9 protein-coding genes and 1 riboswitch are annotated in these 12,557 nt (G+C 66.6%); all 9 genes read left to right on the plus strand.

The window, feature by feature from the left end; all coding sequences use genetic code 11:
- Positions 1 to 997: protein adenylyltransferase SelO family protein (locus JOZ79_RS00685; protein WP_294069205.1), on the plus strand; the 997-nt coding region annotated here is incomplete at its 5' end.
- Positions 981 to 2,459, plus strand: a complete 1,479-nt coding sequence (astD, locus tag JOZ79_RS00690) for a succinylglutamate-semialdehyde dehydrogenase (RefSeq protein WP_294069208.1) — start codon at positions 981 to 983, stop codon at positions 2,457 to 2,459. The genes JOZ79_RS00685 and astD, both read left to right, overlap by 17 nt.
- Before the next feature lie 50 nt (positions 2,460 to 2,509).
- Entirely contained in the window at positions 2,510 to 4,012 is a 1,503-nt protein-coding gene (locus JOZ79_RS00695; RefSeq protein ID WP_294069211.1) for a L,D-transpeptidase family protein, read from the plus strand.
- A 57-nt stretch (positions 4,013 to 4,069) separates the two neighbouring features.
- Positions 4,070 to 6,787 (plus strand): valine--tRNA ligase, encoded by a 2,718-nt coding sequence (locus tag JOZ79_RS00700; RefSeq protein WP_294069214.1) that lies wholly within the window; start codon positions 4,070 to 4,072, stop codon positions 6,785 to 6,787.
- A 98-nt stretch (positions 6,788 to 6,885) separates the two neighbouring features.
- Positions 6,886 to 8,349 carry an MATE family efflux transporter gene (locus JOZ79_RS00705; RefSeq protein ID WP_294069217.1) on the plus strand — a complete coding sequence of 488 codons (1,464 nt, stop codon included), beginning with the start codon at positions 6,886 to 6,888 and terminating at the stop codon, positions 8,347 to 8,349.
- Positions 8,350 to 8,397: 48 nt separating this feature from the next.
- A riboswitch (SAM riboswitch) is annotated at positions 8,398 to 8,515 on the plus strand.
- 84 nt (positions 8,516 to 8,599) lie between these two features.
- The gene (locus tag JOZ79_RS00710) at positions 8,600 to 9,577 is read left to right on the plus strand and encodes a homoserine O-succinyltransferase (RefSeq protein WP_294069220.1); all 978 of its coding nucleotides are present in this window, start codon (positions 8,600 to 8,602) and stop codon (positions 9,575 to 9,577) included.
- A complete protein-coding gene (metB, locus tag JOZ79_RS00715; RefSeq protein ID WP_294069223.1) occupies positions 9,574 to 10,758 on the plus strand; it encodes a cystathionine gamma-synthase in 1,185 nt (394 codons plus the stop codon). Before JOZ79_RS00710 ends, metB begins: the two co-directional genes overlap by 4 nt.
- Positions 10,748 to 11,833, plus strand: a complete 1,086-nt coding sequence (locus JOZ79_RS00720; RefSeq protein WP_294069226.1) for a hypothetical protein — start codon at positions 10,748 to 10,750, stop codon at positions 11,831 to 11,833. Before metB ends, JOZ79_RS00720 begins: the two co-directional genes overlap by 11 nt.
- A gap of 41 nt (positions 11,834 to 11,874) precedes the next feature.
- Positions 11,875 to 12,557, plus strand: a 683-nt coding sequence (gene hemB, locus JOZ79_RS00725) for a porphobilinogen synthase (protein WP_294069229.1), incomplete at its 3' end; no start/stop codon positions are given.

The following is a 12,557-nucleotide window of genomic DNA, read 5'->3' on the forward strand; positions in this document are numbered from 1 at the left end:
GGTGCGCGAAATCCTCGCCACCGAGATGCTCGAAGCGCTCGGCGTCAACACGTCCAGGACCTTCGCCCTCTTCGAGACCGGCGAGCAGCTTGACCGCGGCGACGAGCCGTCGCCGACACGCTCCGCGGTGCTGACGCGGCTCAGCCATGGCCATATCCGTATCGGCACCTTCCAGCGGCTGGCCTTCCTGGGCGAGACCGACAATATCGCCCGCCTGGTCCGCTATTGCCTGGAGCAGCTCTACGGCGAGAGCGCCGGCGACGACGGTGCGGCCAATGCGCTACGCCTGTTCGATCTGGTTTCGGCGGCCACCGCTGATCTCGCCGCCTCCTATCTCGCCTCCGGCTTCGTCCACGGCGTGCTCAACAGCGATAATATCAATATCACCGGGGAGAGCTTCGATTACGGCCCCTGGCGCTTCACGCCTTATTGGGACCCTGACTTCACCGCCGCCTATTTCGACCATTACGGGCTCTATGCGTTCGGCCGGCAGCCCGAGGCGATCCACTGGGACCTCGCCCAGTTCGCCGGCGCGCTGACCCTCGTTACCGATGCGCCGCCGCTGTCCGAAGCCCTTTCCGAATGGAGCGGCCGCTTCGAGCAGGCACTGGTCCGGCGACTGCTCCGCAGGCTCGGAGTGCCGCCAGTCACGCCGGAGCGCGACTCCGAGCTTGCTTCGCTCATTATCCGCGCGCTTCAGTCGCAGGCGGTCACCATCGACCGCTTCTTCTTCGACTGGCGAGGCGGCCGAAACCCAGGCGCCGAGCCCTATCGGTCGGATGATTTCACCGCCCTTGGCACCGCCCTCGACGGACGTGCCGTTCCCGCGGCGCACTCTTATTGGTCCGATCCCGAACCATGCTCGATGCACATCGAGGAGGTCGAGGCAATCTGGTCGGCCATTGCCGAGCGCGACGACTGGCGGCCACTGGAGGACAAGGTTAAGGCAATCCGTCGTATGGGCGAAGCGATGAGGGCGGATGCACGGGCAGGTTGACGAAAGCGAGGATGCCGCGGAGCAGGCGTCACGCACGCCGGCCGAGCTCGTCTCGACGGAACCGGCCACCGGCGCCGAGGTTTGGCGCGGCGCGGTCGGGGACGCCGCCGCCGAGGTCGCTGCCGCACGCTCGGCATGGCCGGCCTGGGCGGCCCTGTCGCTCGCCTACCGGATCGAGGCGCTGCGCCGCTTCGCCAACCAGGTCCGCAGGCGCGAGCCGCAGTTTGCCGAGCTGATCGCCCGCGAGAGCGGTAAGCCTCTTTGGGAAGCAAAGACCGAAGTCGCCGCCGTCGTCAACAAGGTCGACATCTCGGTCAATGCTTATGCCGAACGGACGCCGCATCGGAAGCTCGAAGCCGATCTTGGCAATCGGGTCGCCGTTCGGCACAAGCCTCATGGCGTGCTCGCCGTCCTCGGGCCGTACAATTTCCCGGCGCACCTGCCGAACGGGCACATCGTCCCTGCGTTGATCGCCGGCAATGCGGTGGTCTTCAAGCCGTCGGAAAAGACGCCCGCGACCGGGGCCTTCCTGGTCGATTGCTTCCACCAGGCCGGCGTTCCGGAAGGCGTCGTTCGCCTGCTCATCGGCGGCCCGGAGCAGGGCAGGGCGCTTGCCGGACAGCGCGGCATCGACGGCCTGTTGTTCACCGGCTCGGCGCGCGCCGGCATGGCTCTTCATCGCCAGTTCGCCGACATGCCGCACAAGATCCTTGCGCTCGAGCTCGGCGGCAACAATCCGCTCGTCGCCTGGAGCGTGCGCGATATCGATGCCGCGGCGAAGATCATCGTCCAGTCCGCCTACTTGACCGCCGGTCAACGCTGCACCGCCGCGAGGCGCCTGATCGTTGAGGACGGCGAGGAGGCCGAGCTCATCGCCGCGATCCGGAAGCTCATCGACCGGCTCATCGTTGGCGAGCCCTTTGCCGAGCCGGCGCCCTTCATGGGATCGGTCATCGACAATGCCGCCGCCGACCAGGTGCAGGAACAATGGCTGAACCTGATGATGAAGGGCGGCAATCCGCTTCGCCGGCTCGATCGTCCGGTCGCCGACCGGCCGTTCCTGACGCCCGGCCTGATCGACGTGACCGAAGCGAAGGAGCGGCCCGACGAGGAGATTTTCGGGCCGGTCCTTCAGGTCATCCGTGTTAAGGATTTCGAAGCCGCGATCGACGAGGCTAACGCCACCAGGTACGGGCTGGCGGCAAGCCTTCTGGGCGGCAGTCCGGAGCTTTACGACCGGTTCTGGGCGAACGTGCGCGCAGGCGTCATCAACTGGAACAAGCCGACCAATGGCGCCCCGTCGACCGCTCCGTTCGGCGGCGTCGGCCTTTCCGGCAATCACCGCCCGAGCGCCTTCTACGCCGCCGACTATTGCGCCTATCCCGTGACCAGCAACGAAGCCGACAGCCTCCGCGCGGCGATTGGCCAGGGATTGCGAGATCCGAACATGCTGGAGGACTGATTTGTGAACGCCCATGGATCGCTTCGCGCGATCCCGGCGTTGGGCGCTTCGTGAACAGACATCATTGGATCGGCTCGGCCCTCGGCCTGGCCCTGTATAGCGTCGCCCTTACCGCCTGTTCGGTCAGCGACAATTCGTCCAACCAGGGCAACGCCGCGGCGTCGGCCGATACGTCGGACATGCCCGCCGTCCAGTGGAAGGAGTCCGACGAGCAGCAGCTCCGCGACGCGATCGCCCAGGCGCCGAAAAACGGCCTCCGGTCCGACCTGTTTCTGAAAGGCGGAGAGACCGGACCGGCCTTGACCCAGGCCGCGCTTAAATATGCGTCGGCCCTCGCCAATGGCTATTCCGATCCGAACAAGCTGTTCGAGGTCTATACCATTCCCCACCAGAAGGTGGATGTCAGAGCGGGTCTGCAACAAGCATTGCAGAAGGGGAATGTCGGCGAGTGGCTGAACTCGCTCCCGCCCCAGACCGATGAATACAAGGCGTTGAGCGCCGCCTTCGTGCGCTACGCCAAACTGGCTGGACAGACCGCGCAGCAGCCGATTTCGAGCGATACGGCGATCAAACCCGGCGCGCGCGACAGCAGAATCCCGGCGATCGTCGCCGTGCTTCAGTCCGGCGGCTACCTCCCGGACAGCAATCCGCCGCAACCGCAAGGCTCCGGGCAGCAGCAGCAACCCGCTGCCGCCCCCGCCGTCTATTCGCCGGCGCTGGTCGCAGCGGTGAAGCAGTTCCAGTCGGACTCCGGCACGAAGCCCGATGGCGTGCTCGGGAAGGACACGATCGCGGCGTTGAGCACTGGGCCGGCGGCGCGCGCGCGCCAGCTTGCGGTCGCCATGGAGCGGCTGCGCTGGCTGCCCCGCACACCGGTTGCAACCCGGATCGACGTCAACACGGCCGCATCCTTCCTCGACTATTGGCGCGATGGCCAGCACGTGGATCACCGCAAGGTCATCAACGGAGAGGGCGACAAGCCGACGCCGCAATTGCAGGCGCCGATCGTGCAGCTGGTCGCCAAGCCGACGTGGACCGTGCCGAAGGGCATCGGCGAGAAGGAGCTTGCGACCAAGTCGCAGGCGTATCTCCAGGACAATGGCTTCGTGCAGAAGGGCGATCAGTGGGTCCAGCAGTCGGGTCCGAAGAATTCGCTTGGCCTCGTCAAGTTCGACATGAAGGACGACGAAGCGATCTACCTCCACGATACGCCCGCGAAATCCGCCTTCGCCTTGCCGGATCGTCATCGCAGCCATGGTTGCGTTCGGGTTGAGAACGCATTGCAGTTCGCGACTGCACTGGCTCAGGAACAGGGCGTCCTCGACAAGTTCACGACCGCGATGCAGGCAGACCAGGACAATGGTTTCGTGAAGCTTCCGAAGGAGATCCCGGTCCGCCTGCTCTACCAGACGGCATTCTGGGACGGATCGCGGATCCAGTTCCGGCCGGACGTTTATGGCTGGGACGAGAACATCGCCAAGGCGCTCGAGCTCGCACCCGGGCCGCCCGAGAAGATCCAGCAGCCGGAAAGCAGCGACGACGTCGGTCCGTAAGCGTTCGGCTGGCCCGTAGCGGTTGATGCTGCATCGCGGCATCGCTAACCGCGAGCCATGAGTGAGCTTCCCAAGACCTTCGATCCCGCCAGCATCGAGGCGCGCTGGTATGCCCATTGGGAATCGAATGGCCTGTTCCGGCCCGAACGGCCCAACGCCGAGCCGTTCACGATCGTCATGCCGCCGCCGAACGTCACCGGCTCGCTGCACATCGGCCATGCGCTCGACAACACGCTGCAGGACGTGCTCATCCGCCGCGAGCGGATGCGGGGCAAGGATGCGCTCTGGGTAGTCGGCACCGACCATGCCGGGATCGCGACGCAGATGGTCGTCGAGCGAAACCTCGATAGCCAGGGCCTCAAGAGGCAGGAGATCGGCCGCGATGCCTTCCTCCAGCACGTCTGGGAATGGAAGGCGCAATCCGGTGGCGCCATCACCCGCCAGCTTCGCCGGCTCGGCGCAAGCTGCGACTGGGCGAACGAGCGCTTCACCATGGACGAAGGCTTCTCGAAGGCCGTCACCCATGTCTTCGTCGAGCTCTACAAGCGCGGTCTCGCCTATCGCGACAAGCGCCTGGTGAACTGGGACCCACGCTTCCAGACGGCGATCAGCGACCTCGAGGTCGAGACCCGCGACGTCCAGGGCAAGTTCTGGACCCTGCGCTATCCGCTTGCCGAAGGGCAGGGCGCGATCGAGGTCGCGACGACGCGGCCCGAGACGATGCTCGCCGACATGGCGGTCGCCGTGCATCCGGACGACGGCCGCTACACCGGCCTCATTGGCAAGCAAATCCGGCTGCCGATCACCGGCCGGCTGATCCCGATCGTCGCCGACGAGCATGCCGATCCGGAGCTCGGCAGCGGGGCGGTGAAAATCACTCCGGGCCACGACTTCAACGACTATGAGGTCGGCAAGCGGGCAGGGTTCAAGCCGGGCGAGATGCTGAACATGCTCGATGCCCAAGCGAAAGTGGTGCAGACCAGCGACGGTCTCATCCCGCACGACCTGCTCGGCCTAACGCGCGAGGAGGCGCGTAAGGCCGTCGTCGAGCGGCTTGAAGCGGAAAGCGTGCTGATCCGCGTCGAGGATCGCGTCATCCCGACGCCCTACGGCGACCGCTCCGGCGTGGTGATCGAGCCGTGGCTGACCGACCAATGGTATGTCGACGCCAAGACTCTGGCCGGACCGGCGATCGAGGCGGTGCGTTCCGGCAAGATCAGGATCGTGCCTGAGACCTGGGCGAAGACCTGGTTCAACTGGCTCGAGAACATCCAGCCCTGGTGCGTCTCGCGCCAGCTTTGGTGGGGCCACCGCATCCCTGCGTGGTTCGACGCCGATGGCAATGTTTTCGTCGCAGAAACTGTTGAGGAAGCGCAAACACAGGCTGGAGCCGGCGTTGAGCTCCGCCAGGACGAAGACGTCCTCGACACTTGGTTCTCGTCCGCCTTGTGGCCCTTCGCCACTCTCGGCTGGCCCGACCAGACCGACGACCTGCGCCGCCACTACCCCAACGACGTCCTTATCTCCGGCTTCGACATCCTGTTCTTCTGGGACGCGCGGATGGCGATGCAGGGGATCGAGTTCATGGGCGAGGCGCCGTGGAAGACGCTCTACCTCCACGGCCTGGTGCGCGACGACAAGGGGCAGAAGATGTCCAAGTCGAAGGGCAATGTCGTCGACCCGCTCGGGCTGATCGACCGCTTCGGCGCCGACGCGCTGCGCTTCACCATGGCGGCAATGGAAAGCCAGGGCCGTGACATCAAGCTCGATGAGAAGCGCGTCGAGGGCTACCGCAACTTCGCGACCAAGCTGTGGAACGCCGCCCGCTTCCTGCAGATGAACGGCGTCGGCGCCAGTGACAGCATCGCGGCGCCGGAGGCCGCGCTGCCGGTCAACCGGTGGATCATCGGCGAGGTCGTGGAGACCCTCGCCAAGCTCGACCGCGCCTTCGACGAGCTGCGCTTCGACGACATGGCCGACGCCATCTATCACTTCACCTGGGGCACCTTCTGCGACTGGTATGTCGAGCTCGTGAAGGGCGCGTTCGACGACGAGACCAAGCGCGTCGCCGCATGGGCGTTCGATCAGATCCTCGTCATGCTCCATCCGCTGATGCCCTTCATCACCGAAGAGCTGTGGAACGCGATGGGAGAGCGCGTCGACGAGAACGGAAATCCTTGGCCGCTGATCACAGCCAAATGGCCAGATCCGCAGGCGCAGGTCGATCCGAAGGTCAAGAGGAAAATCGAGTGGCTTATTGGGGTGATTGAAGGAATTCGATCTGTTCGCTCGGAATCCGCTGTGCCTCCAGGCTTGAAGGGAATGATTGGATTTCGGTTTGGAGAGGTTGGTAAGGAACGTCGCAATGAACTCATTGGGCTGTTCACTGAATTTGGTCCGACTATCGCTCGACAGACAAAGGTTGAATCGCTCACCATCTTTGATTCTGCTTATCGGCTGAATCTTATCACTCGCTGCGTTGAGAGCCGGGTGGATGAACCCCCAGCTGTCGCCCGTTCAGGGTTAACGGTTGTTCACGACGGTGTTCGATATACGTTGGGCTTGGAAGGTTTCGATCTGGACGCGGAAAAGGCGCGCCTGTCCAAGGCCGCAGCGGCGGCCGAGAAGGAGCGCGACGCCCTCGCCCAACGCCTGTCCAACCCGAACTTCACCGGCCGCGCGAAGCCCGAAGCGGTCGAAAAGGCCCGTTCCGACCATGCGGCCAAGTCTGCTGAGGCGGAACGGCTAAGGGCGGCGTTGGATCGTTTGGAGTAGCTGTTCCCCGGCGAAGGCCGGGGCCCAGGGCAGCGGGAACCGCTGCTTTGCAGCGGCCTGGGCCCCGGCCTTCGCCGGGGTGCAAATAGGAGAGCGCATTGCCAGACGCACCAGCAACAGTCGCCGGCCAGGACCTAACGCAGGGAAGCATCGGCTCGACCCTCCTCAAGTTCGCGCTGCCGACGCTCGCCAGCTCGATCATCCAGTCGCTGAACGGCACGGTCAACGCGATCTGCGTCGGCCGCTTAATCGGCGAGGACGCGCTGGCGGCGACGTCCAACGCCAACATGGTGATGTTCCTGCTGACGGCGTTCGTGTTCGGCTTCGGCATGGCCTCGACGATCCTCATCGGCCAGGCTTGGGGCCGGAAGGACATCGCTGGCGCCCGCAAGGTCTTCGGTACCGCTGCAGGGTCGTTCCTGGTCGTCACCATCATCATCGCCGCCGCCGGCTATTTCCTGTCGGGCTCAATCCTGGCGCTGCTCGGAACGCCCAAGGAGGCGACGCCGCTCGCCCACGCCTATTTGAGCGTCATCTTCCTCGCGATGCCGCCGATCCTTCTGCTGACCCTGTTCATGATGGCGTTGCGCGGGGCCGGGGACAGCATGACCCCCTTGTGGTTCATGATCCTGTCGGTGGTGCTCGACAGCGGCCTCAACCCGGTTTTCATATTGGGGTTGGGGCCAGCGCCGAAGATGGGAATTGCCGGCGCGGCGTTCTCCACCCTCGTCGCCAACTACGTCGCGATCCTCGCGCTGATCGCCTACGTCTACGTCCGCGACCTGCCGCTGCGCCTGCGCGGGCCGGAGCTTCGCTATCTCTGGTGTGACCTCGCCATCCTGAAGACGATCGTCGTCAAGGGCTTCCCGATGGGCATCCAGATGATCGTCATCTCGCTGTCCTCGCTGGCGCTGATCGGCCTCGTCAACACGGTCGGAGTCGACACGACGGCGGCGTTCGGTGTCGCGCTGCAGCTATGGACCTACGTCCAGATGCCGGCGATGGCGCTCGGCGCTGCGGTGAGCGCGATGGCGGCGCAGAATATCGGCGCCGGCCGCTGGGATCGCGTCGGCCGGATCACGCGCCTCGGCATCATCCAGACCCTGGCGATCACAGGCGTCCTGATCGTCGCCCTGACGCTCGCCGACCGGGAGGTGCTGTCGCTGTTCATGGGGTCGAACAGCCCGGCGCTGCCGATTGCTCGCCACATTCATTTTGTGGCCACGTGGAACTTCCTGCTGTTCGGCGTGATGATGGTGCTGTTCGGCACCGTTCGCGCCAATGGCGCGGTCTGGGTGCCGCTGATCGTCCTGACGGTCGGGCTGATCCCGGTGCGCTTCGGCTATATCTTCGCGGCCTGGCACTGGCTCGGCGCCGACGCGATCTGGACGAGCTTCCCGGTCACCTCGTTCATCAACCTTGCGCTTGCGATCGGCTTCTATCTCCACGGCGGCTGGAAGAAGGCCCGAATGACCGTGGATGAGCGGCCCGACAGCGAGCAATGCACCGAGGAGGCGCTCGCGACGCGCGAGCCGGGCGGGGCGCTCAACCCCGCGGGCTGAGACTCGTCGGCCGATTGACAGTGCCGGCTGGAACCGGCATTTCCCGCTCATCCATCGAGACCGGCTGAGGGACAGGCCCGAAGACGCCGGGGCAACCGGGAGCAGCGAAAGCCGCTTCAAAGGTGCCAAGTCCTGCGGGGACCTGAGGTCCGCCGGCAGATGGTTGAGGCTCACCGCCCGTCGCGGTGAGACCGACTGTCTGTCACCCCGCATGCCTCGCTGGAGGAGGATGACGGGACGAGACGTGACATTGATCCAGCAAGCGAGTTTCGAGGACAGGTCGGTCGCGGCTGCCGTTCGCGGCGAGTTGCCGTTGTCGCTCCGGCTTCGCCACGCCGGGCCGACCCGGTTCATCGTTGGTTACGAGCTGACCGGGCCGACCAATGCGCCTTTGATCATCGTCGCCGGCGGCATTTCCGCGGGTCGCCACAGCATTTCCTCCAAGACGTTCTCGGAGCCCGGCTGGTGGGAAAGCCAGAGCGAGGCGCTGTCCGGTCACCGGTTGCTGTCGATCGACTGGCTCGGCGCCGATGGCGAGTTCGACCGCCCCATCGATCCCGCCGACCAGGCCGAAGCGATCGCCGCGCTTCTGGACGCGCTTGGGCTCGGCAGGGCCGCAGGCTTCGTCGGCGCGTCGTACGGCGGAATGGTCGGGATGCACCTGGCCGCCCGTAATCCAGACTCGCTGGGCAGCCTGCTCGCAATCAGCGCGCCGGCTCGGGCTCATCCGTTCGCGAGCGCCTGCCGCTCCATCCAGCGCCGCGCGCTCGACCTCGGCGAGGCGGGCGGCGAGCCTGACGCCGGAGTCGCGCTCGCCAGGGCCATGGCCATGCTGACCTACCGGACACCGCGGGAGTTCGCCGAACGGTTCGATGCGTCGCCGGTGCTGGACGGGGGCCGCCTCCGAGTCGCCGCCGATCCCTATCTCGACGCGCAGGGCCAGCGCCATTGCCGGCGCATGAGCCCGGCCGCCTACCGCCGCCTGTCCGAATCCATCGACCTTCACCGCATCGACGCCGCGGACATTCGCGTGCCCGTCACCCTCGCCGCAGTCGACAGCGACGCGCTCGTTCCCGAGTCGGATGTTCGACCTCTCGCCAAGGCGATTCCGGGCTCGCGCCTTCACGTGGTCCGCTCGCGCTTCGGCCACGATGCCTTCCTCAAGGAGGACGCGCAGGTCGCCGCCATCCTCATTCGATTCCTCGCTTCGCTGGAGACCACTCGATGACCAAGGCCCTTTCGACCCGCGCCGCCCGCGCCGCGATCGATTCCGACACCGCGTTCGGCGCTGTGGTGCCGCCGCTGGTCCTGTCGTCCAACTTCAATTTCGATGGTCTCGGCGGCAAGCGGCGATACGACTACACCCGCAGCGGCAATCCGACCCGCGACCAGCTGGGCGATGCGCTGGCGTCCCTCGAAGGCGGAGCGGGCGCGGTGGTGACCGCCACCGGCATGGCCGCAGTCACCCTCGTCCTCCACGCGCTCCTCGAGCCAGGCGACCGGCTGCTCGTGCCGCACGATTGCTACGGCGGCAGCTGGCGGCTTTTCACCGCGCTTGCCGCAAAGGGTGCGTTCGAGCTCGAGTCCTGCGACTTCACCGATGGGGCGGAGCTCGCCGCTGCTATCGAGCGGAGGCCCAGCCTCGTCTGGGTCGAAACTCCGTCGAACCCGCTGCTCCGCATCACCGACATCGCCGCCGTGTCCGCAGCAGCCCGCGCCGCCGGAGCCTTGGTCGCTGTCGACAACACCTTCCTCTCGCCGGCCCTGCAGCGGCCGATCGAGCACGGCGCGGACATCGTCGTCCACTCGACCACCAAATATATCAACGGCCACAGCGACGTCGTCGGCGGCGCCGGCATCGCCCGCGAGAGCGCGCTCGCCGACCAACTCGGCTGGTGGGCGAATGCGCTCGGGATCACCGGATCGCCGTTCGATTCCTACCTGACTCTCCGAGGACTTCGAACGCTCGACGCCCGCCTGCGCATCCAGCAGGAAAGCTGCGCCGCCATTGCCGGGCTTCTAGCGCAGCACCCCGAAGTCGCTGCGGTCCACTATCCGGGCCTCGCCGGCCATCCCGGCCACGCAATCGCCGCTCGTCAGCAGGACGGCTTCGGAGCGATGCTCTCGTTCGACCTCACGGGTGGAGAGGAGGCAGTCCGAGCCTTTGTCGCCGGCCTCGACTGCTTCACCCTTGCCGAATCCCTTGGCGGCGTCGAAAGCCTGATCGCGCATCCTGCCAGCATGACCCACGCGGCAATGAGCGAGGACGCGCGCGCTCGCGCGGGCATCGGCGCCGGCCTGCTCCGCCTTTCCGTCGGCATCGAGGCGCTCGACGACCTCACCACTGATCTCATTGCCGCCCTCGGCCGCGCGGCCGCCTGCCGCAAGGAGGTGGTCGATGGCCGATGATGTCGCGCGCATCGCGCTGCTCGGCAGCGGCACCGTCGGCCTCGCCGTCCTGCGCCGCCTTGCCGAATGGCAGGGCTCCGCGCTTGGTGACAGCCTGCGCCTGGTCTTCGCGGCCAACACCCGACTGTCCCTTTCGAATCCGGATGGACTCCACCCGGCCCAATGCGCCGAGGCGCTCCCGGCAGCCCGCGCTCGCAATCCGCACAGCCACCGCGCCGGCGCCATCCGCGCGCTCGGCCACAGCGGCGTCCGGATCCTGATCGATGCCACTGCCGACGCCGACACCGCCGCCAACCATGCCGCCTGCCTTGCAAGCGGAATCCACGTCGCCACCGCCTGCAAGCTCGCCGCCGGCACCTCGCTCGACCAGTGGCGCGCGATCCGCGACGCCTGCTCGGAAAAGGGCGCCGGCTTCGGCGATCGCGCGACCGTCGGCGCCGGCCTGCCGCTGCTCCGCTCGATCCGTGAACTTCGCGCCGGCGGCGACCGGATCCATGCCATTGCCGGGGTCATGTCGGGCTCGCTCGCCTGGCTGTTCCACAATTACGACGGTAGCCGGCCCTTCTCGGAACTGGTCCGCCAGGCGCGCGACCGCGGTTTCACCGAACCTGATCCGCGCGAGGACCTCTCGGGCGAGGACGTCCGCCGGAAGATCCTGATTCTCGCCAGAGCCGCGGGCGTCGAAATCGACAGCCACCAGGTCGAGGTCCAGTCGCTGGTGCCTCCGAAGCTGGCTGCCGTCGCGCCGGGAGACGTCGATTCCGCCCTGGTCCTTCTCGATGCTCCCCTCGCGGCTCATCTGGTCGAGGCGCAGTTCGCGGGCTGCAGCCTGCGCTTCGTCGCTCGTCTGGAGGACGGCCGCGCCCGCGTCCAGCTAGAGAAGCTATGCCCGGGCGACCCGCTCCATGGCGGCGGCGGCACCGACAATCGCGTCGCCATCTGGTCCGACCGCTATCGCGAGCAGCCGATGGTGATCCAGGGACCGGGAGCAGGGGCCGAAGTCACTGCGGCGGCCTTGCTCGATGATGTCCTGCACCTGCGCTCCCTGGCGCTCCGGCAAGCGCTCGCCGCCTAGGGCCTTGGCCTTGCGGGGAGGGGCGGGCTAGAGGCGCAGCCATGCCTGCTTCCTTCCCCGCCCTCCGCATGCGCCGCGGTCGTGTCGCGCCCTGGATGCGCGCCATGCTCGCCGAGCACCGCCTCCACCCCAGCGACTTCATCTGGCCGCTATTCGTCTGCGACGGCCGCGACTGCGAGGAACCGATCGGCTCGCTTCCCGGCGTCTCACGCTGGTCGATGGACCGCATCGGCGCCCAGGCGAAGCTCGCCTCCGCGCTCGGCATTCCCTGCGTCGCGCTGTTCCCGAACACGCCGGAGCACCTGCGCACCGAGGACGCGCGGGAGGCGCTCAACAGCGACAATCTCATCTGCCGGGCGATCAAGGCGATCAAGGATGCCGCGCCAGACGTTGGCGTCCTCACCGACGTTGCGCTCGATCCCTATACCAGCCACGGCCATGACGGGATGATCGACGCCGCCGGCAACGTCATCAACGACGACACCGTCGGCATCCTCGTCGAGCAAGCGCAGGTCCAGGCCGAGGCCGGCGCCGACATCGTCGCTCCTTCCGACATGATGGACGGCCGCGTCGCCGCGATCCGCGACATGCTCGAGCGGGAAGGGCACCAGGATGTCGCGATCATGGCCTATGCCGCCAAATATGCGTCCGCCTTCTACGGCCCGTTCCGCGACGCGGTCGGCTCGCGCGGCCGGCTCAAGGGCGACAAGCGCGGCTATAAGAT

The sequence above is a fragment of the Sphingomonas sp. genome, from assembly GCF_019242355.1.
GTDB lineage: Bacteria > Pseudomonadota > Alphaproteobacteria > Sphingomonadales > Sphingomonadaceae > Sphingomicrobium.